General features: G+C 33.6%; 14 protein-coding genes and 1 pseudogene. 5 read left to right on the forward strand and 10 right to left on the reverse strand.

What is annotated here, in order from left to right:
- Positions 1 to 196, reverse strand: a pseudogene (locus VKJ25_RS24200) (hypothetical protein); the annotation flags it as partial.
- A gap of 505 nt (positions 197 to 701) precedes the next feature.
- Positions 702 to 3821, reverse strand: coding sequence for a hypothetical protein (locus VKJ25_RS24205; RefSeq protein ID WP_324239208.1), 3120 nt, complete (start codon positions 3819 to 3821; stop codon positions 702 to 704).
- Positions 3822 to 5474: 1653 nt separating this feature from the next.
- Here VKJ25_RS24205 and VKJ25_RS24210 point away from each other — a divergent pair.
- The 5 genes from VKJ25_RS24210 to VKJ25_RS24230 all read left to right on the forward strand — a co-directional run bounded on the left by VKJ25_RS24210 (position 5475) and on the right by VKJ25_RS24230 (position 10560).
- Positions 5475 to 5975, forward strand: a complete 501-nt coding sequence (locus VKJ25_RS24210; protein WP_324239209.1) for a tetratricopeptide repeat protein — start codon at positions 5475 to 5477, stop codon at positions 5973 to 5975.
- 50 nt (positions 5976 to 6025) lie between these two features.
- Positions 6026 to 6940 carry a tetratricopeptide repeat protein gene (locus VKJ25_RS24215; protein WP_324239210.1) on the forward strand — a complete coding sequence of 305 codons (915 nt, stop codon included), beginning with the start codon at positions 6026 to 6028 and terminating at the stop codon, positions 6938 to 6940.
- A gap of 1413 nt (positions 6941 to 8353) precedes the next feature.
- Entirely contained in the window at positions 8354 to 8707 is a 354-nt protein-coding gene (locus VKJ25_RS24220) for a hypothetical protein (protein WP_324239211.1), read from the forward strand.
- A gap of 346 nt (positions 8708 to 9053) precedes the next feature.
- On the forward strand, positions 9054 to 9533 hold the full coding sequence (gene parS / locus VKJ25_RS24225; protein WP_324239212.1) for a type II RES/Xre toxin-antitoxin system antitoxin: 480 nt from the start codon (positions 9054 to 9056) through the stop codon (positions 9531 to 9533).
- A 535-nt stretch (positions 9534 to 10068) separates the two neighbouring features.
- A complete protein-coding gene (locus VKJ25_RS24230; protein ID WP_324239213.1) occupies positions 10069 to 10560 on the forward strand; it encodes an RES family NAD+ phosphorylase in 492 nt (163 codons plus the stop codon).
- Positions 10561 to 11152: 592 nt separating this feature from the next.
- Here the strand turns inward: VKJ25_RS24230 and metK are convergent.
- From metK to VKJ25_RS24270, 8 genes are all read right to left on the reverse strand, one after another.
- Positions 11153 to 12409: a methionine adenosyltransferase gene (gene metK / locus VKJ25_RS24235; protein ID WP_324239214.1), complete on the reverse strand. Its 1257-nt coding sequence runs from the start codon at positions 12407 to 12409 to the stop codon at positions 11153 to 11155.
- Positions 12410 to 13317: 908 nt separating this feature from the next.
- On the reverse strand, positions 13318 to 14052 hold the full coding sequence (locus tag VKJ25_RS24240) for an HAD family hydrolase (protein WP_324239215.1): 735 nt from the start codon (positions 14050 to 14052) through the stop codon (positions 13318 to 13320).
- A gap of 863 nt (positions 14053 to 14915) precedes the next feature.
- On the reverse strand, positions 14916 to 16058 hold the full coding sequence (locus VKJ25_RS24245; protein ID WP_324239216.1) for a 30S ribosomal protein S1: 1143 nt from the start codon (positions 16056 to 16058) through the stop codon (positions 14916 to 14918).
- 1052 nt (positions 16059 to 17110) lie between these two features.
- Positions 17111 to 17662, reverse strand: coding sequence for a transcriptional regulator NrdR (gene nrdR / locus VKJ25_RS24250; RefSeq protein WP_324239217.1), 552 nt, complete (start codon positions 17660 to 17662; stop codon positions 17111 to 17113).
- Positions 17663 to 17818: 156 nt separating this feature from the next.
- On the reverse strand, positions 17819 to 17914 hold the full coding sequence (locus tag VKJ25_RS24255; protein ID WP_324239218.1) for a photosystem II reaction center protein T: 96 nt from the start codon (positions 17912 to 17914) through the stop codon (positions 17819 to 17821).
- 181 nt (positions 17915 to 18095) lie between these two features.
- Positions 18096 to 19616, reverse strand: a complete 1521-nt coding sequence (gene psbB / locus VKJ25_RS24260) for a photosystem II chlorophyll-binding protein CP47 (protein WP_324239219.1) — start codon at positions 19614 to 19616, stop codon at positions 18096 to 18098.
- A 652-nt stretch (positions 19617 to 20268) separates the two neighbouring features.
- Positions 20269 to 20592: a hypothetical protein gene (locus VKJ25_RS24265; RefSeq protein WP_324239220.1), complete on the reverse strand. Its 324-nt coding sequence runs from the start codon at positions 20590 to 20592 to the stop codon at positions 20269 to 20271.
- A 482-nt stretch (positions 20593 to 21074) separates the two neighbouring features.
- Complete coding sequence (locus VKJ25_RS24270; protein WP_324239221.1) at positions 21075 to 21824, reverse strand: hypothetical protein; 750 nt, start codon at positions 21822 to 21824, stop codon at positions 21075 to 21077.
- Positions 21825 to 22417: the final 593 nt, after the last annotated feature.

Genomic DNA, 22417 nt, shown 5'->3' on the forward strand with positions numbered 1-22417 from the left:
CCCCTTTTTCCTTTAGCTGATGTAACTCAAAATGGGTTTGCTCCAACTCTCCCAATACCTCATCTAACTGAGATTGCGATCGCTCCAACTCTTCTCTCACATCATGGAACTCTGACTTAGTTTTGTCCAACTGTTGTTGAGTTTCTTGCCATTTGGCCTTAAATTCTTCTAGTTCTTTTTCTATTGTTGCTGCCATTAATTTATTCCTTTAATTATTAATAGAAACTTACAGCAAATTCCAAGTATAAAAAGTACAGGTATTAATAGTTAAATATTTCTATTGCGAGACAGAAAGCTCACTTAGGTGTACTTCATAAAAGTGGAATCTACTGTCATTACAAATTAGTTAATAAAATCAGATTTTCTCATCGAACTTTATCCTACAATTATTTGTTCCAAATCCTCTTATTTTTTTCAAATCTAATTTGATTTATTATGTCACCATTCACCTATTAGCAGTCAGATATTAACTTCTTAAAATTGAACCTTATGAACGACAAGTTTTACTTGTCAACTAAAGGTAAATATTCAGGAAATTAACTGACTGCTGACTGCTGAATAGCTTACAGTATATTTCGGAAAAATTAGGTACAGAGTAAATGGTCAAAGTTTTGTAGTGCAGGCATCTTGCCCGCGATTTTATAATAACAGAGTGCGGGCATCTTGCCCGCGATTTTATAATAACAGAAAGCGCTGTATTTTTAGCTAACTACCAAATCTTTCGACTTAATTTTCATAGTCCGCTTCATCAACTCTTGCCATTCTGTCAAATTTGTTAGTTTTTCACTATCAAATTCTATACCTTTTGTTTGAGAGAAATTAGCAAAACTATCCAACCAGTCCATTACTATTTCTGTCCGAGAACTTTCTGCATATTTTAAAGATTTCTGAAGACGTTCTTTCATCTCAATCCAATTATTATTTTGATAAGCATACCATGCTTCCCATACCAACAATTTATATTCTGTTTGACCATCTGATTTGGCATCTCTTAAAATAGTTTGTTGATATTGTAGTTTCTCTAATTCTGACTTAGTTTTTACTAATTCTTTTTGCAAGTTTTGTTGTTGAGATTGAGACTGTTGTAATAATAATTCTGTTTTCCGACGTTGACTTTGAACTTCTTGCAATACACTCTCGGTTTCTTGGAGTTTTATCTGTTTATTTTCTCCCTCTTCACGAGTTTCTTTTAATTGAGTCTGAACTTCTTGTAATAATGTCTGAGTTTCTTTTAGTTCAATTTCCTTATTTTCTATTTCTTCATTAGTTTTATTTGCCTCATTTTGATACTCTTTTGATAAAGTTTTGGCTTGTTTTAATTGAGTTTGAATTTCCTGCAATACTGACTGAGTTTTATTTAGTTCAATTTCTTTATTTTCTCGTTCTTTATCAGCTTGATTTAGCTGAGTTTTATATTCTGCTAATAAAGTTTTTGTTTGTTTTAATTGATTCTGAATTTCCTGCAATACTGATTGAGTTTTATTTAGTTCAATTTCTTTATTTTCTCGTTTTTTATCTACTTGATTTAGCTGAGTTTGATACTCTTGCCTCAATTTTTCTGTTTGCTGAAGTTTTGAATTAGACTCTAATAATTCTGTTTGCAGTTCTTGAATTTGTAGTTGTGATCGCTTCAATTCTTGTTTGGTTTTGTGTAACTGAGATTTTGATATTTCCCATTCATTTTGACTTTTTCTAATTTCTTTTAGTTCAGAATTAGATTTGGTTAATTCTGTTTGAGTTTGGTTTAATTGAGATTTTGTTTCTTGTAATTCTTGGCTAGTTTTTTCTAATTCTGATTTAGACTCAGTTAATTCTGTTTGAGTTTGGTTTAATTGAGATTTTGTTTCTTGTAATTCTTGGCTAGTTTTTTCTAAATCCGATTTAGACTTTTCTAATTCAGTCTCTTTTGCTTGCAATATATCTTCAGTTTTTGTCAACTGAGACTTAGTTTGTTGTTCTTTTTCTTCAGTCTGTTTTAACTGAGATTCAGTTGTTTTTAAAACTGATTTTGTTTCCTGTAGTTGTAACTGAGATTCTTGGAGTCTTGCCTCAGTTTCGGTTAATTGAGACTGAGATTTTTCCCACTCTTCCTGACTTTGATGCAACTGATATTTATAAGCTACTAATTCTCTTCTACTTTCAGACAAATTTTGTTTGGTAACACCTAAATCTACCTGAGTTGTTTGCAGTTCTGAACTTGTATTTTCTAATGCTATTTTTACATCTTTTAAATCTTGCTGAGATTTAAGTAACTCTGCCTCTGTTTGAACTAACTTTGATTGAGAATCTTCCCAAATTTCTTGAGTTTGATGCAGTTGATGTTGGTAAATTTTTTGTTTAGTTTTAGTTTCAGACAAATTATATTTTGTCTGTACTAATTCTGCTTGACTTTGTTTATATTGTAAATTTGATTGTTCTAATAATTCTTCTTTTTCTTCTAACTGAAACTGATATTTTTGACACAATGACTCTGTTTCTTGAAATCTATATACATATTGTTCTAAATCTTCTTGACTTTGAGTTATTTCTAACTTACACTTTTCTAATTCATCTTGGGTTTGACGTAACTGAAATTCTGTCTCCTTAAATTTTTGTTGTTTCTCTTGAGATTTTTTTAAATCTTTTTCTGTCTGCTCTAGTTTTAACTTAGATTCTCTTAGTTCATTTTCAGTTTTCTTTAACTCAGATTTAGATTGACTTAATTCATTTTCTGTTTGGTCAAACTTAATTTTAATATCTTTAACTTTTTCCAGTTCAAATTTAGTTTCTTCTAATACTTTTTCCGTAGTTTCAAGTTGTTTTTGAGATTCTAATAATTTTGTTTCTTTCTCGTTAAACTGAATCAAATATTTTTCTAAATCCTCTTGTACTTGTGTTAACTCCAACTCAGCTTCGGTTAAGTCTGATTGACTTTTTTCTGATTGATTTTTATAAGTTTCTAGTTTTGATAGTAAAAATTTATTTTGACTTTCTAAACCAGATAACTTCATCCAATCTTGAAACGCCCAACTTCTGTAGGGAGACGACTTAATTTTTTCTTGCCAAGAAAAATCTGATATTTCAGATTCTGGTTTCCATGCTCTTGCTTCTAATTCCTGATACATTTCTGTCGCTTCAGGAAAGTAATAATCTATAATAGTTAGTCTATGACTTTCTTGGGAAACTCGATCGTTAAATAATGATATATTCTCAAGATTCCCAACCGAATCATTAAAATTTGTCTGAAACTTTTGATTAATTTTTTTAACAAATAATTGTTGGTTATTAACTACTGTCTGAACATTTATTAAAACACAACGATTAATAGCATGATTATAAAAATTAATAACTTTCTGGTTGTAATGTAACCATAATTTCACTGCCATTTCTGGTTTACTTTTAAATATATTATCTCCCCCACCATAAAGAGAATCAACCACTTCCCAAGGCGAACGATAAATCAAAATAAACTTAGCATTAGGTATTAAATTTGCCCAAAAATCTAAGAACAAAGTTGTTCTAGTTTCCTTCCATCCCCAATTACCAGTTATCGAATTTTTCGCGATAATTTCTTCAGCTTTTTCTCGAAAATTTTCTTCTACATCTATTTTTTCTTGTAAAGTCCATCCATTCCGATCTATACCTTGAGATTCTAATACTTGTTTATGAAATTCATATAAATCTAAATTCTCAAAATATCCTTGATAATTTTCATCTTTTTCCTTGATTAATTTCTGACCTATATGCAAACCTGCACTTTGCAGAATAGAAGTTGTTAAGGAACTTCCAGAACAGTGCATACTGGTAATTATAAAAATAGATTTTTCTGTTTTTTGGTTCATAATAAATAGTAGATTTCGGTTGATTACTGGATATAAATAATTTAGTTGATAAGCATTTCCTGGCGAATGCTACCCAAACAGCGGTCAGCTATTAGTTGTCAACTATTGATCTAAAAATTAGATAAAAACTTTATCAATTGAAGTAAGTTTAACTTTAAGCATTCAGGAGCCAGCATTTAGCAGTTAGCTATTTATTTGACTTTGAGATATAGTCATTCTGGTTTAGACTGAGACAATCATTTCTTACTCTTAAAAGTTTCAGCTAAAAAAATGTTTCATTCTTATTCAGAATAACTATAAAAGCTTGATGATACGACTCCCGATCAATCAACAATTTTATCTGATACAAAATTAAGCTTTCACTTTCCTTATTCCCTTAAATATCCTCCTTAATATTAAGCTTTTTATTGCTGTTAGCTGACAGCTATTAGCTTAATGCTTACGTTTAATTTTACTATCAAAGCCGATTTTATAGGTTATCTTCATTTCCAAATTATAGTTCAGCTTTAGATAATTGATGGCTAATAGCTGTTGGCGCACCATGACCCAGGAAATGCTTATATAGAATTTTATTTTTCCCGTTCTGCAAATAATTAATTTTTTTGAGTATAGCTTGCTCAGAAATTAATTTTCTACTTCATAGCTAAAGTTCCTGTGCAAGATAAATTAAATTACTAAATCATTTACAGTAAATAATATAGTAGCTTAACACACCTAAAATGTTCCCATATTATTGACAGATACTGAGTTAAACAAATGAATTTTCAGATTTAATCAAATAAACCTGCCTCTAATAATATATAGCAACTCTCATACTTGTGACCTACAAAATTCCTAATTTTAGGGAACAGGACACAGGTAATAGGATAAAAATAGATGTACCTTATCACTATGAAAAATGCTATATAACCTATTCTTCTTAGATGTGTTAGTGTAGCAAATATTGAGGATAAATTTAATAAATAATATCAAATCCATTAGACATCTCCTCCAAATGAGGGAACACTTAACTGGGAAAAGAGAACAGGGAAAAAGAATTGATAATTTATAGGTAATAATTGATTTTACTTTTTATTTTTGGAGATGTCTATTAGTATTGGTATAATTCAATATTGTAGAGGTTTGGTCTTCAAATCTTAGCATTCAGCAATCAGCTTTTGAAGCAAATCTATAATTTTCGGTCATACATAAATATATAATAGTTTGACAATGCGAAATATATGATTGAAAAGTAGAATTTCAGGACTAAAGTCATCTGAACCCAGAAACCGGGTACGAGGGTAGACATCTATTGTTCCAAACAACGATTTATCCTAGAAACCGATTTTTTTGTGTAAGTCCTAAAGTTAAAAGGTAAGCATTTCCTGGGTCATGCTGCGCAAACAGTAATAAAACTCAGCTTTTATAGTAAGATATGGTTTGGTCTTAATTAATAAAACTATTACCTCAAACCAATTAAACTAGCTCAATTAATAAAGCTCTATATCGAAAACTAAAGATAATAGTTGATAGCTGACGGCTGAATGCTTACATTAAAAGAATGCTTGTCATTCTATTTTTATTCTGCTTGAGCTAACTGCTCAAGTGCTAATAACTGAAAGCTTACATATTGCTTAAATTCTAATTATCAAATTAAGGAAATTTTACACAAAAATGTCAACAACAACAACAGAAACAGAAACCAGTGTTAACTATCTCCATATTGGAAATAAATTATTAAGACAAGGCAACCTACCCGAAGCTACCGATGCTTACCAACAAGTAATTAAACTTAATCCTAAATCAGCAGTTGCTTATCAAAATTTAGGAGAAACTCTCAGTTTACAAGGCAATTTAGAGGAAGCTGCAAATATTTATAACCAAGCAATTAAACTACAGAAAAATAATCCTTGGTCTTATTATTATTTAGGAGAAATTCTGATTAAACTTGAGAGATTTGAGGAAGCAGTTATTTATCTACGTCAAGCCATCGAACTTACTCCAGATTTTCCCAATTTTTATCATAGTTTAGGATTAGCTTTGGCAAAACAAGGATTATTTGATGAGGCAATAACTACTTATCATCGCGCTCTCGAAATAGAACCCAATTCTATCTTCACTTATCAATATTTAGGTGAAGCATTAGCCAGTCAAAAAAATGGGATGAAGCTATAGAAAGTTTCAATCAAGCTATTAAAATAAATCCTTATTTATCAGAATGCCATTTGGCTTTAGGCAAAGTTCTAGAAAATGCTGGTCAAACAGAATCATCTATTAATTCTTATCGTCATGCTCTGGAATTAAATCCCAATTTAGCTGAAGCTTACTATTACATTGCTTTATCTTTAACTAAATTACAAAAATGGGAAGAAGTAATTAATTCTTGCCAACAAGCTATCTCTCTAAATTTTAAAAATGCAGAAATTTATCATTATTTAGGAGCAGCTTTTACCCAACTGCAAAAATGGGAAGAAGCAATTTCTGCCTATCAAAATGCAATTGAATTTAATCCTAACTCTCCAGTAATTCATCATCAATTAGCTTATGCTTTAGCTCAACTAAAACAGTGGGAAAAAGCTGAACTTGAATATCGAGAAGTTCTCAGAATTAATCCTAATGCAGCAGTAGTTTATAACCAATTAGGACAAGCATTAACAGAAATGCAGAGGTGGGAAGAAGCAATCAATTGTTATCAGAAAGCTGTAGAAATTAAGCCAGATAATCAAAAATTTAATCAACACCTACAAGAAGCATTAGGAAGAAAAGAAGAACAGAATAGAACCGCAATTGAATCTCGTTTAAAGTTAGCAGAAATGATGCAGCAACAAGGATTTATGGATGAGGCTATTTCTGCTTATCATCAAGCAATAAATCTTAATCCTAATGCTGCTGATTTACATCATAAATTAGGGTATGCTTTGGCAACTATGGAAAAATGGGAAGATGCTGTTTCTGCTTATCGTCGGGCAATTGAACTTCATCCAAATTCGGCAGTTGTACATTATCATTTAGGTCAAGCTTTGTCACATTTAAGTTTAGATGAAGAAGCAATATCCTCCCTCAAAAAAGCTATTGAACTTAAACCCGATTTGTCTAGCGCTCATCAAGCTTTAGAAAAATTACAGGCAAAACAAAATTAAGTTAACTGATATATTAGGAAATAGGAAATAGAGAAAACTTAGCAGAGAATAGTTGGAAAAAATTTCTGCTATTTAATCTAATCTAAGATTTCTTATTACTCTATTTCCTAATCAAATTATTTCAGGGAAAACTTAACAGAGAACAGAGAATAGTTGGAAAAAATTTCTGCTATTTAATCTAATCTAAGATTTCTTATTACTCTATTTCCTAATCAAGTTCTTTTAGAGAAAACTTAACAGAGAACAGAGAATAGTTGGAAAAAATTTCTGCTATTTAATCTAATCTAAGATTTCTTATTACTCTATTTCCTAATCAAATTATTTGAGGGAAAACTTAAAAGAGAACAGAGAATAGTTGGAAAAAATTTCTGCTATCTAAGATTCATTATTACTCTATTTGTAAGCATTCAGCAGTCAGCTATCAGCTATCAGCTATTTAGGGCTTACGTATGGAAATCTAAAACTATTTACATATAAAGATTATAGCCTTTTTAAATGCTGAAAAAGTGGAGCTTTATTCAGCTAAAACTACCAAAAAGTTAGGATATTAGGGAGGCTAAGGATGAAAAAACAGGAAAAATTATTCCTCTATTATTGCTGATAACTGACGGCTAATAACTGAATGCTTACGTCGATTTCCTACTCAAATTCTTTATTAGCTATATTATTTATAGTAGATGAAGCTAATTAAAATTAGTGGCGAGTTTCAATCTCCCATTAATTTTTACTTCTCACTTTATCCAACTTTCTTTTATGTCTATAAATTTCACTTTACCGGACTCAAATTTCAAGAAATGCAAAAATCCTACACTTATAAATTTTAACTTTTGATTTGCCTCTAGCACAACGTAGTAATCGTAAATGATTTGCCAAAAAACTGTAGGGGTTTGGAGACCAAACCCCTACGGTAAAATGTTACAAGCTATTTATAATTAGAACTTGCTGATGATAAAGTATAGGAATATTAACAGATAGATGTAAAAGCCTTTTTAGGTTAAAATAAAGTACCAGATTTTTGTCTAAGAACCTGCGGTTCCCGAAAAATCAAAAAGTTAGGTATTTGTGCAAGAGTTGGGCAGAAAAATTATCCCTTGATTTTTATGATTGCCTCCTGTCTAACTCCCTATTCCCGTTGAGTATGTAGGGACGCCATTATTAAACGTCCCTACATACTTCCTGCTCCCTACAAATAGCAAAAAAACTTTCCATAAACAAACCCTAATTACTATAATATTAGTGGCAATTTTTCAACTGTCTACTTTCAAAATAATTCAACTTCCCGATATTAATAGTAATATATCAAATTTGCCTAATTCCTCAGATGTTATAATCAAAATAGTGGCATATATCTCTCACTATCTAGAGAGCAAAATCCCTAAAGTTAAACCATAGAGTTAATCAAGGAATTTAACCATGACATCTAACTTATGCCTCCAACAAGTAAAACCCCAGTCCACCTCCTATATTACTGAAACTAATATAGATTCTTGCATTACTACTGCCTGGCTTGACTTAGTAGCATCAACGGTAGATAATTTTGAGGGAGATGATTGGCTAGCTTTATGTGGTGATATAGATGAAGGTGAAATTTACCGAGATTGGTTTATTTGGCAAGATGTAGATTTTTCCCAAGAGTGGGAAGCTTACGATCTAATTACTAATAAAAGATTTGTAGCTAAAGATTTATCTTTACTTAAAACTAAGATAGATCAAATAGAAGATACAAGAACCAACATATCTATAAGCAACTCAGAAAATTTATTGTGAAAAAAATTATAATGGCAGGTAGCAATACTTATCTGTTATCTGCTCCAAACCCTCAATACTTGATATTATAGTAGAGAATTTATTAAAATAAGGAAAATGGTTTCTAATAGCCTAATTTTTATACTTTTTATGATATTCCTAATCCTACTATTTGTTGGATCTGGTATCTAAATTATCAAAAACCAGATGCTTCTGAAAGTTAAGTAGTAGTGCAAAATAAATTTTCTAGTTCAGAACTGATAATTTGTATAATTAACTATTTAGTCTCAAATAAATCTAAAATTTGCTCATCTTAAGACATCTGACGCTATAATATTAGACAGGTGACTGTTAAGAGGATGTCCAGATGTTATTCCCAGATCAAGTTTCTCAGAACCCAGAAACTGAACCCATCCCTAGAATCTATCAAATTTTAGGATTTGACAGAATACCTAAAAATGTTTTGGAATTACCCCAAGAACTACAAATAGTTAGTATAATTCGTCAGGGATTTTCAGTAATTTCTGTAATTAAAGTAGCAGAATATTGTGGCATTTCTGAGTCACAAATGGCAGCTTTATTAGCAACTTCTGAACGGACTATCTCTAGGCGTAAGAAAGATCAGAAACCACTTGATATTTCTGAGTCAGATAGATTGTATCGCATTGCGAGAATTTTTGCACATATATTAGATGTATTTGAAAATGTGGAAACAGCAAGAGATTGGCTAAAAAAATCAAATCGTGCTTTAGCTGGAAAAACTCCTTTAGAACTATTAGATACAGATGCAGGTGCACAACAAGTAGATGAACTTTTGCATAAAATAGAGTATGGAATGTACAATTAATAATTAATTACTCATGTTTGTTAGTTATTAATAGAAGATCATATCGCAGCTAAGATGCCTATGCTATAAATCTTGCTTTTTTGGTGTTGCATATTTGGGGGATGAATTATAGTCTTAGACAAAAGGAAAGTAAAAGATAAGATTTACATTATTCTGCAAATATTCATCCCTTATTTCAGCAATGCCCTTTTTTTGTGTAATATCAAATCTTCTTACCCGGAAATGCTATGATCAACGAGTTGGGAGAGCAAATATTCAGAATGATAGAACATCTAATACAAACTAAGTTTCTAGACTTTTTTGATTTTTTAGTTATATCAACTATACCGTAGAAAGTTCTAGGAATAATTATTACTAACTAAGGCTTTCAGCTATCTAAAGGTCAGGAACTTTATATTGAGAACTTTAAGTGCTGCAAGCCTTTCCCAATAATGCTTTCATTCCATTCTCCAATTCAAAATTATAAATTATAAATTCTCAAATATCAAAACTATTAAATTTAATATAAAAGTAGTTCAAAAAATTATAATTAATAATGAGTTTAACAGTATGGCGAATCTCTCATCAAAAATATATTGATATTGCCTGGAAAGGTGAAACTTATAGTCATAGTAGAGGTCGTTGGAACTCTAAAGGAACAACTTTAATTTATACTTCAGCAACATTATCTTTAGCTGCATTAGAAACTTTAGTTTGTATGGAAATAGAAAACTTTGGTAATATATTTCTATCTATTTGTCTCACAATCCCAGATAACTTTCCCATTAAACAAGTGGATGAATCTCTGTTACCTCAAAACTGGCGTGATACTTCGGCACCAAAAATTTTAGCTTCTATTGGAGATAAATGGTTTAATTCTAAAACTACAGCAGTTTTAAGGGTTCCTTCTGCCATTATTCCTCAAGAATATAATTATTTGATTAATCCTTTACATCCAGATTATGAGAAAATTTCTATTGCTCCACCTCGACCTTTTATCTTAGACCGCAATCTCAAAACTATCAAAAAAATGGTAGTTAGGGAATAGGGAGTAGGGAATAAGTATGGAGGAAAAAAGTATTTTGGCAAATATTCAGATGCACTAAAAATCTGTTAATATTTTAATGATTAATCAGCCATATCTATTTATTAATAAATAGGGTTTACTGATTAAATATCAAACTCTTTACAGCTAAAAGTCAAAGTATTTTTAGTTATCAAAAATTCCTAACTTTTAGGTAACTCAGGTTGAAAAATTTAGCATTTTTAGACCGCTATGACAGAAAAATTAAGGAACTATTTTTTCAACCACTTCCTCTGTAACTCTTAACTACTTCCTACTCACTACTTCACCAAAAAGGCTTTAATCAGCAAACCCTAGATACAAGGTAGCAACCAAAAGAAACAAAGTTCTCTTGGCTGCTGAAAATCAAATATTTCTAGCAATTAAAAAGCGAGAGTAGATTAGCTGTCAATCCTATCTAAGATTTGAAAATGGCTTTAAATGAATATAACCTTTAAAGTCGCCTTTCATAGTAATACCCAATTTATTTTAACTAATAAAGGCTTTTATGTCAAACTAAAATAAATCGCTGACCACTATTTGCTGACTGCTTACATTAAAAGTCAATAAAGACTTATTAAACTGTAGCTGCTTCTAGACTAAATGCTTCCTTTAATAAATCCACCTTATCCAATTTTTCCCAAGGCAAATCTAAATCAGTACGCCCCAAATGACCATAAGCAGCAACATCTTGATAAAAACGACCGCCTCTCTCTCCAGGTAAGTTCCGGAGGTTGAAAGTCTGAATAATTCCTGCTGGACGAAGCTCAAAGTTTTCTTTCACTACTTCCAATAACTTATCCTCATCAACCTTAGAAGTACCAAAAGTCTCAATCATCATACTAACAGGTCTGGCCACACCAATAGCATAACTAATTTGAACCTCACACTTTTCTGCTAAACCTGCTGCAACAATATTTTTAGCAATGTAACGACAAGCATAAGCTGCTGAACGGTCTACCTTAGTTGGGTCTTTTCCGGAAAAAGCACCGCCCCCATGACGGGAATAACCACCATAAGTATCAATGATAATCTTACGTCCTGTCAGACCACAATCTCCTTGTGGACCACCAATAACAAATTTGCCAGTAGGGTTGACAAGAAAACGAGTTTCTGCATCAGGCTTAATCTTGGCGTCAGTAAATATTGGCTCAACCACATATTTCCAGAGGTCTTCTTTAATCTTAGCTTGAATTTCTGTTAACTCTGTAATTTCTCCAATAGTAGCAGTATGTTGAGTAGAAATTAAGATTGTGTCAATACCAACAGGACGACCATCTTCATAAATAATAGTAACTTGACTTTTAGCATCTGGTCTTAGATAAGGCAGTTGACCACTTTTTCTGACTGCAGTTAATTCGCGAGCAACTCGGTGCGCTAAACTAATAGGTAGAGGCATTAATTCTGGAGTTTCATTACAGGCAAAACCAAACATTAGGCCTTGGTCTCCTGCTCCTATTGCATCAAGTTCTTCCTCGCTTAATAGATCACGAGTTTCTTGAGCTCTATCTACCCCTTGAGCAATATCTGCTGACTGTTCATCAATAGCTACTAAAACAGCACAGCTATCGGCAGAAAAACCATTTTCTGCATGGATATAGCCAATTTCAGCAATTTTTTTCCTAGCTATATCTATATAATTTACTTGCGCCTTAGTTGTAATTTCACCAGAAATTAAGACTAACCCTGTATTTACTAATACTTCAGCAGCCACACGACTGGTTGGATCTTGGGCTAATATAGCATCTATAATTGTGTCAGAAATTTGGTCGCAAATTTTATCTGGATGTCCTTCAGTAACAGACTCAGAAGTGAATAAGTAACGACTAGACAATAGTGGTTCCTCCTATATTTTGTTTTCCAAGAATTTAGTCAATGAGTAATAAGCCTTAACTTCGGGATAATATCTTTACCAGAATAACTACTTTATTTTCTACTTTCTACTTTCTGTGTCATCAAATTAAGTAAAATACCTAACAGAAAACTCAGTTGGAAGTAAGCTACTGTCCCTTTTATGCTATTCCCTCTATATGAGAAATATTGTGGGGCATATACAACTTTATAAGTGAAAACTGTCTTTTCTGACGTTATTTTTTCTGGTCAATCAATTATTTTGACCAGAAGCAGAAGATTCTCAATTATTTTTTTACTTCACCCTGAGTTAATAGCTTGATTGATTATACCAAAGATTGTATGGAAATTAACAAATACAGCAGATTTTAGATAAGGTAGGGAGTAGGGATTAGGGATTAGGGAGTCAACCCAAACCCACCCCTAACCCCGACCGTGGATGGGATTTAGGAGGAATAGGAGTTATAGAGGAGTAGGGACTTTTTCCGCCCTTGAGCAGTCCGTCAGGATCAAGCATTTTTTTATGCAACGTCCCTACAAAAGAATTGTCTCTTAATTTTTCTGTCCTACTGAGCCTTGTGTCCTAACTTTTTTAACATTTTTGAGCTTAAAGCTGGTACTTTTTTCCAATAAACAAGTTATTAAAACCTTTGTCATAAATGCTTTCATCTTTATTCAGCAACCCCTAGTTAAAATTCCAAAGAAATAGTGAGTGAAGTTGCAGAGGAGGGACTCGGACAAATTATCTCTTGACTTTTCTGCCCCTACTTACCATAACACTAACTTTTTTTCGCTTCATAAGCTGAAAATATGGTACTTTTTTCGCTTCTTAAATTCTCAAACCTTTATCTATAAAAATGCTTTAATATTTAATCAGCCAGCCCTAGTTCGTCATATTATTTTAATTTCTTCTAACTGAGCGATCGCCACATCTGCTGACTGTAAATGTTTAGCTTCTGGTTTTCCCCAACAAATACCGATACAACCTGCTGCTCCTGCTTTTCTTCCCATTTCTATATCTACAGGAGAATCTCCCACCATTAATGTCCTAACTGGTTTAACCCCTAATTTCTGGCAAGCTTGTAAAAATAGTTCTGGTTGTGGTTTACTCCAACCATTATCAACCCCCATTTCTAGTTGGATATAATCGTTGAGTTGATAATATTTAACGAAATCTTGTACTGCTATTGTACTATCCGCAGACAATATACCCAATTTTATACTTGCTTGTGAGAGATACTTTAAAACTTCTAGACTACCTTCAAACAGAGAACCTGGGTTAGACTGTAACAATATTTGGTCAGCTTCTGCAAAAGCCTCTTGGACAATATTCAAAGATTCTAACCAACCCCGTCCAGTTTCAGCAACGTAAGCTGCTGCTGCAATTTCATTTTCTCGTCTACTCCCAACCGCCATTAATCCTGTAGGATTAATATTATTGCCATCAATCCCGAAAGCCATTAATAAAGGTTCCCCTATTCCAGGGATTTTAGCATCAATAAGGCGAGAGCACTTTTGCCCCAAATTTCTTAAATCTTCTTGAGAGTCTTCTAGAGTACCATCTTTATCAAAAATAATTGCTTGAATATCTTTAAAGATTACACCTCGGCAGTTAATATCTACCATAGTTTTGTGTTTTTGTATAGAGTAAATAGATATATTTTTTTATTTATATTTATGTATAGTTCATTAATCAAAAGCAGAATATAGGGAATAAATACCAGTCCTAGTCATTGTTGATTTATCTAGGAATTACGCAACAACTTTATTTATATATAGCAGTAGGGTGCGTTACGCTTCGCGCTCCACACCCTACTGGATTGTTTCACCTAAAATAGTGCCAAGCGTAGGGGCGGGTTTGAGCCAGAATTTTCATGGTTACTCCAAGATTTCTATAAACCCGCCCCCTAGGACAGTTGGCTATATCATTAGGGGGGTTCGCTAATCATCTGCGAACACTCGTTGTACCGACATTGCATAACAAAAATGCGTTTCATGTCGCGTAGCCAAACGTCCCTAGGCTCAAACCTGCCCCTACCCTGCCTTCCTAATGCACAGTTTTAGATGAAATAGTCCACTACCAGTAGAGTTAATGCGTAATTCCTGTTATCATCTTTACCAACTAACTGTTCTAACTGCTCATTCCGATACTCTGCATTGCTAACAAAAGCTAACAATGCACAGTAATCTAATTACTGAGGGGGTATCTCCCAAAGTCTACAAAAAAACCTGTAGACGCTTTCAACACTTATGTCGCCTTGGTTATTAGCCTTCGCAGAAATTGAAATTACTTGACCATGCTAGAGGCAACTTATCAGTATAACGGTTACTTAGTGGCCTGGTTTCACACCACCAACTTTTCTGTTGACTGCATCTTAACACAATTTGTATAAATTGATTCACTCAATTTATGTGAACTTATGTAAATCAACTTTAGCAAATCAATCACGAACAATTAACCCTATTTATCTGCACCATAATTTTAGTTATTAATTATCAGCAGGAGGTACTGATGTATCTGTACCTACCGTAGCTATTTCTGCTGTAGTATCCTCTTCTTGTTTAACTACAGTTTCTGTCTCTTCCGGCGCTTCTACTGTTTCTGCTGTGGCCTCAACTTCTGGTGCTTCTGCTGTTTCAGTTGTGGCCTCAACTTCTGGCGCTTCTACTGTCTCTGCTGTGGCCTCAACTTCAGCTGCTTCTACTGGTGTTTCTTCTATAGTCTCTCCTCGCTGGGCAGCCATCATTTTTTCCCTAAACTTAGCTGCCATTTCCTCTGCCTGATCATATACCAATTGTGGATTTTTCACCATCGCCCCTGGTTCGGGTTCTAATTGTTTAGTTGACAAAGATATACGGCCTCTGTCAGCATCTAGATCAATGATCATAACTTTCAATTCATCATTGACCTTTAGTACAGCACTAGGAGTTTCGATATGGTCGTGGGAAATTTCTGATATGTGTAGTAAACCACTTACACCACCAATATCTATAAAAGCTCCATAAGGCTTAATACCACGAACAGCACCTATCACTACTTCCCCTACCTCTAGACGGTTCATCTTCCGCTCAACCAAAGCACGACGATGACTTAAAACTAGACGATTACGCTCTTCATCTACTTCTAGAAATTTTAGAGGTAATTCTTCGTTGAGTAAATCTTCTTTTGGTTTGCGCGTACTAATATGTGAACCAGGAATAAATCCACGCAACCCTTCTATCCTAACTAGGGCACCACCACGGTTCGTCGCAAATACTTGGGAACGTACAGTTGCATCTTCTGCTTGTAACTGTCGGACTCTTTCCCAGGCCCGCATATATTCTATCCGTCTAATGGACAAAGTTAATTGTCCATCTTCATTTTCATCTGTGAGGATAAAAAATTCTCTCGTTTCATTAGATTGTAGAACTTCTTCTGGATTTTCTACCCTATTAATTGACATTTCTTGGATAGGAATATAAGCAGCAGTTTTAGCTCCAATGTCAATTAATGCTCCCCTTGGTTCTAAACTAAATACAGTTCCTGCTACAATATCTCCAGGACTAAAGTGATAGTCATATTTATCTAGTAAAGCTGCAAAATCTTCGTGAGTAAAGCCTATTTCTTTGGTTGGTGTTTTCAAATTTATCATGCGTGTATTTTCTTGGGATTTCTCTCCTTAATGTTTTTTTACTTGTCTTGATAGTTTTCCTAATTCATAAAACTACTGATATCAAACGTCATAATTAGCGACATTTTTAGCAATGGATAATTGATAATTGACAATTAGAGATAGTTTTCATTACCTATTATCAATAGAATAATATTTCTGCACTTGGTTTAATACTCTCGGTTTCAACCAGAGGTAATTATTAATGATTCTAGCTTACAGGCAACAGCAAGACCTCCACAGACAGGAATTAACTATCAGGCCAACCGCATTTCTCTACTTATACTTTATTAAGTTACATGCGAGAAGAAGATGTGAGACAAAACTTTCCAAAAAACTATGATTTCTGAGAAAAACCTATTTTTTTGTATAATTTAGGTAAGCAACAATTTATTTCCCAGCCGTTAGAATTACTGTAGTTAATACTCCTTAATCAGTCAAGGCTTTAGTATTTACTTCATTTTTTTGACTCTAATTTGGAGCTGGACTTACAACTTACCTAGAATGTTTATGTACTCTTAGATAGAAAAAATGTGCTTAAAAGGAGTAATTGTCTCTATTCCTACAGAAATCAAATATTCTTGAGGTCAATTAATTAATTGACCTCAAAACATAAGGTCATACAAAAATTGGGACATTGTTGCATCCATTCTGTAGAAAATGCGTAAAGTTGGCCTCGCCCAGTTATTTTAGCTTTTTCAGATCGACACACTGGCTTTTCAAATCTCTTTACCTGTTTAATGCCGAACCACAGAAGCTCAGGACTAGCTGCGCATCCCAAGGTGTTATGACCGATCAGGACGTTTACTTAAAAAAAGTGGGCTGGACTAACCATGTAAGCTACTTGAGCGCTTTAATTAGATTTGTGGTTAGTCTAGCAAGGTCTATATATCATTCGGTAAAATAGAAATTTCACCGAGTCAAGCCAAGTTCCTAATCTCTTATTATGATTCAAAACACTTTATTTTACCATACCCAGAGTTTTTTAATTTGTTATAATATTTAGGCTTGACTTTCTCTTGTCAAATTTAATACTAAGTTGTACAAGAAACTGGTGTTTCACAATCAGGAGTATCTTCTTGTAGAGAAATGTCCGAACTTTCTGGCCAAGTCTTGGGAAACTCTAAATTATCTTTTTGATTTTGTAGATCGTTTAAAGTATCTACGAAATCCCGAATACCTTGAAATTTACGATAAACAGAGGCGAATCGAATATAGGCTACTTCACTAATACCACTTAATTTACTCAGAACAATTTCACCAATTTCGGCACTGGTAATTTCTCTCTGAGATCTACCTTGTAATTCAATCTCTATTTCATTCACAATAGCTTCAAGCTGACTAACTTCGATACCAGTCTTTTCACAGGAACGGATAATACCTCGAAGCAATTTCGATTTGTCGAAAGACTCTTTTTGATTATCCCTTTTAATTACTGTTACTGTTACAAACTCAATTCTTTCATAAGTCGTGAAACGATGTTGACAGTTCATACATTCTCGCCGACGTCGAATACTTTTACCAGATTCAGCGGAACGGGACTCTAAAACACGACTATTTGTGTGTTGACAAATTGGACATAGCATACTTTATATTTTTTATACATAAATAAATAATTTTGTCTAATCCAGGGAAATGGTTACTTGTGATTAATTATTAGGTTATGAGTGCTGGATTAAGAACTCAGCACTCACAACTTATCAACAAGGTAATTTTTGAGATAGGAAGTTCATCAAAAATGATTATTTTCCAATCCTAGGTGGATCGCGGAAGGCGATCGCGAAAAATATTACACCTAAAGACAAAGCCAATACCAATATATATGCTGTACTTTCCATATAAATAATTTCCTGACAATCCAGTTCTCTATCAGTTTACCAGTTCATTGTAAATAAAAGTCCAACGAAAATACTTTGTAACTTTTTTCAAAGTAATCGTTGGACTTTTATCAAATTTTAATATTTCTTAAGATACCAAGATAGCTGTTTTGGCCAAATTTTAGTACCTGTTTTGTTAAATTTATTCCCTACGGGTACTCAAGTCACCCACTTTCTGGAATAAACCAAATTCTACTTGTTCTTCTAGATCTGGGTCAATACCTGCAAATACATCGCGGAACAAAGTCCGGCATCCGTGCCAAATATGACCAAAGAAGAATAGAAGAGCGAAACAAGCGTGACCATAAGTAAACCAACCGCGAGTGCTAGTCCGGAATACACCGTCAGAACCTAGAGTTTCTTGGTCAAAATCAAAAGGTTGGCCACCTTGAGCTTTACGAGCATACTTCTTAACATCTATAGAGTTAGTAAATGTTTGACCATCAAGTTCACCACCGAAGAAACTAACAGTTACACCCTGAGCTTCAAAACTATATTTTGATTCTGAACGACGGAAAGGAATATCTGCCTTAACTACACCTTCAGCATTAGTCAAAACTACTGGGAAAGTTTCAAAGAAGTTAGGTAAGCGGCGTACAAATAATTCCTCACCATCTTTATCTGTAAATACAGGATGTCCAAGCCAACCTTCTGCTAGACCATCACCATTGTTCATTGGACCAACCCGGAATAGACCACCTTTAGCGGGACTATTACCAACGTAGTCATAAAAAGCTAATTTTTCAGGGATAGTCAACCAAGCTTCAGAATCAGTTTTCCCTGCTGCTACCTGAGCTTGAACACGACGCTCAATTTCTTGTTGGAAGTAACCACTATCCCACTGATAACGAGTTGGGCCAAAAAGTTCGATGGGAGTAGCAGCACTGCCATACCACATTGTGCCAGCTACCACAAAAGCTGCAAAGAAAACTGCTGCGATACTGCTAGAGAGAACTGTTTCAATATTACCCATCCGTAAAGCTCTGTAGAGACGTTCTGGAGGTCTTACTGATAGGTGGAATAAACCAGCAATAATTCCGACAATACCAGCAGCAATATGGTGAGCTACGATTCCACCCGCATTAAATGGGTTAAAACCTTCTGGTCCCCACGATGGTGCTACTGGTTGGATCGAACCCGTTAGTCCATAAGGATCTGATACCCACATTCCCGGACCAAATACTCCGGTCAAATGGAAAGCCCCAAAACCAAAGCAAAGTAAACCAGATAAGAATAGGTGAATACCAAACATTTTTGGTAGGTCTAAAGCAGGGTCTCCTGTACGTTCGTCAAAGAATAAATCTAAGTCCCAGAAAACCCAGTGCCATACAGCAGCTAGGAATAATAAACCAGAAAGAACGATGTGAGCTGCTGCTACACCTTCAAAAGACCAGAAACCAACGTTGGAAGCTACTTCTCCTGTAACACTCCAGCCACCCCAAGATTGGGTAACGCCTAAACGGGCCATGAATGGCATAACGAACATTCCTTGGCGCCACATTGGGTTGAGGACTGGATCGCTAGGATCAAAAACTGCTAGTTCATAAAGGGCCATTGAGCCTGCCCAACCTGCTACTAGAGCAGTGTGCATTAAATGCACGGATATTAGTCGTCCTGGATCGTTCAGAACAACTGTATGTACACGATACCAAGGTAGTCCCATTGACTACGCTCCTCCTCTTAGTAATAAGTATTGTGAAAGTTTTTTTCTTTTGCTTGTTATGCCGACTTGGCAATTTGTCCTGTCATTGGTATAATCTTCGAGATTATTTCGGACAAAGTGGCCAAATATACCAAATGAAGGCATAAAAATTAAAACTATTTCAAGAATTGTATAGAGTTTTAATGTTAATAGCAAGTTATTTCAGTTATCAGTTATTCGTTATTAGTTATCAGTAGAGAGTGAACCTCCGACTAAACTCGGAGGCTTGAAATACTGAGTTAAAATTTTTTCATCCCCGAACAAGGGGGGCTTTATACCTCTTTTTTTTGGTAAGGAAAGTAAATGAGTCTATAGCCCTCAGCTATCAGCAATAAGACTCTATCATGTTTAAGGATAGGTTTTAAGTGAATATAGACTTTAGAGCTGACTTTTATAGTAAAATTTTTCGTTTCTCAATTAAATATTGCTTTGATCGCTCACTAAAAGCAATAGCTGATAGGTGATGGCTGAGGGCTGTTTGCGCAGCATTCCGCAGGAAATGCTTACTTATGGTTTATGAGAATTGGTATTATCTAAACCTTATTCTGCTATGATTAACTTCTAACATTTTATTGATTTTTACTTTTTTGAAATTATACTTTTGACTGCTGGATTAAATTTCTTGGTTAGTTTGACAAATAGCTGAGGTACTGGAAAGATATTCCAAGACTTTTTCAGCATTAATTAAGCGAGTTAAGACAACATTGCCAATATTTTGATTAGGTGCAGACTGTTTAACTTCAATAGTAGGATAAATCTCTATCATTAATACTGCATCTTCGACTTGATGAAGCCACATTTGTTCGTTTTTATCCCATAAACAGATTGACATTTTTTTTATATCTGGCGTTCGTCTCCAGGCAGTTTCATTCCACAAACCACCTACTGTCCATATTTGACCTATTGCCCATCCCTCTGATAAGAAAAAGTATTTCACAGATTTTAATAAGGTTAACTAAATTTATTGAAAAGTTTATCAGAAATAAGAGTATGGATAATTAATAATTAATAATTAAAGAAATAGCAATCCTAAAATTAGGTTGTAACAATTCAAAAACTGGAAATAAATTCGGAAAATATTACCTATTGCTGATTACTTATTGCCTCCATACCCAAAAGCAATAAGATTGCTATACATTCTATGTCAAAAAAAATCAACTAAACTATTGAGTGGAAAAGCTGAAAGTTTAATTTTATTTGATGGAGTTATTTGGATTTTTATTTATGTTTGGTAAATAAGCCATCACCATTTTTTTTGACTTGAAATATACAAAGATAGCCATCCTAAAATAGGTTGCAACAATTCAAAAACTATAAATAAATTCCGAAAATATTACCTATTGCCCATTGCTTATTGGCTCCATACCGAAAACCAATAATATTTTTATACACAAATAAAAAAAGGATTACTATATACAATTAATCACATTCAACCAAATTACCAGCAGACACAAATCCTTGCAAAGGATAACTAATTTTTACCCATTTACGTCTTTCACCATTTTGATCAGGAATTAGTTGATAATTTTCTACTAAAGTAAGCTGACTATTAACAGGTACTTTTCCTTTATACTTGGAAAGTCTGGTAGCATCCTCCCTTACTGCTAAACCTCGTGGTGCTTTTTTACTATCAATTTCACGGCATAAACTTTCATCTGTTTTTAATGTATAATCAGAAGTTGGAGATGTTTGTGTCGGTACATTATTGATAGGGGGATTTTGACCAGAATATTTTTCTGTATTTTCTTCTTGAATGGATGTTTCTCCTGAATGATTTTCTGCCACTTCAGAACATTCTATTAAGTTAATTTCATTGCCAGGAAAACCAATAGAAACAAACCCCGCAATAGGAAAATTTATTTCCACCCAGGTTCGACCTGCGGGACCTCTAATATTTAGATAACCTGGAATTAATTTTACTTGTTGATTAGGATTTAAACTGCCAACTTTAGGAGAATTAGGGGTTGGTCTTTTCTGAACAGTTAAACCTTGTTTGTTATTGACTAAACGACATAAACTAGCAGCTTCTTGAGATACTTCAATAACTTCTGGAGATATTTGAGTAGTTTCTTCAGATACCTGGGAAGTTTGGATACTGGTAATAGCTTTTTTAGTAATATTACCAACTATCATTAACATTAATATTAACAATGCCAGTGATTGACGCATAATTAAGCAAGAAGGAAGAAGGAAGGAAGAAGGAAGGGGTAGATAATTAACAATTAAAAATTACTAAAAAATGAGGTCTAAAGCCTCCCTTTTTAAGGGGATGAAAAAATTTTAACTCAGTATTTAAAGCCTCCGACTTTAGTCAAAGGTTAACTGATAACTGATAACTAAAATTACCTATTTTTACAAAGAATAAAATTAGCCAAAAGATTTTTTTCTTTTTTTCTCCGTGAATGAAGAACCTTTATGACTTGATTTTTCAGTAAATGTAAATTTTGAAGGAAGAATGAAGAAGAAAGAAGAAAGAAAGGGTAAATAATTAACAATTAAAAGTTACCTATTCTTACAAAGAAGAAGATTAGCCCCAAATTTTTTTCTTTTTTCTCCGTGAATGAAGAACCTTTATGACTTGATTTTTCAGTAAATGTAAATGTTGAAAAAAAGGGAGAAATAATCAAGTATTGACTCTTCATTATTAATGGATAATTGCCTCTGGTTAAAACCTAGAGCATTGAGGCAAGTGGGGGAATCTGATTTATTTTTTCTCCTAAATTAAGGATAGAATTTCCCAAAAATAGATTAATTATTAATTA

Source organism: Okeania sp. (genome assembly GCF_035285525.1).
In the GTDB taxonomy this organism is placed as follows: Bacteria; Cyanobacteriota; Cyanobacteriia; order Cyanobacteriales; family Microcoleaceae; genus Trichodesmium.

Excerpts from the sequence above, each read along its gene's own strand:
- VKJ25_RS24230 (WP_324239213.1), top strand. The coding sequence starts at position 10,069 with ATGAGTTTAACAGTATGGCGAATCTCTCATCAAAAATATATTGATATT.
- VKJ25_RS24240 (WP_324239215.1), bottom strand. The coding sequence starts at position 14,052 with ATGGTAGATATTAACTGCCGAGGTGTAATCTTTAAAGATATTCAAGCA.
- VKJ25_RS24210 (WP_324239209.1), top strand. The coding sequence starts at position 5,475 with ATGTCAACAACAACAACAGAAACAGAAACCAGTGTTAACTATCTCCAT.
- VKJ25_RS24255 (WP_324239218.1), bottom strand. The coding sequence starts at position 17,914 with ATGGAAAGTACAGCATATATATTGGTATTGGCTTTGTCTTTAGGTGTA.
- VKJ25_RS24245 (WP_324239216.1), bottom strand. The coding sequence starts at position 16,058 with ATGATAAATTTGAAAACACCAACCAAAGAAATAGGCTTTACTCACGAA.
- VKJ25_RS24220 (WP_324239211.1), top strand. The coding sequence starts at position 8,354 with ATGACATCTAACTTATGCCTCCAACAAGTAAAACCCCAGTCCACCTCC.
- psbB (WP_324239219.1), bottom strand. The coding sequence starts at position 19,616 with ATGGGACTACCTTGGTATCGTGTACATACAGTTGTTCTGAACGATCCA.
- parS (WP_324239212.1), top strand. The coding sequence starts at position 9,054 with ATGTTATTCCCAGATCAAGTTTCTCAGAACCCAGAAACTGAACCCATC.
- VKJ25_RS24270 (WP_324239221.1), bottom strand. The coding sequence starts at position 21,824 with ATGCGTCAATCACTGGCATTGTTAATATTAATGTTAATGATAGTTGGT.
- VKJ25_RS24205 (WP_324239208.1), bottom strand. The coding sequence starts at position 3,821 with ATGAACCAAAAAACAGAAAAATCTATTTTTATAATTACCAGTATGCAC.
- nrdR (WP_324239217.1), bottom strand. The coding sequence starts at position 17,662 with ATGCTATGTCCAATTTGTCAACACACAAATAGTCGTGTTTTAGAGTCC.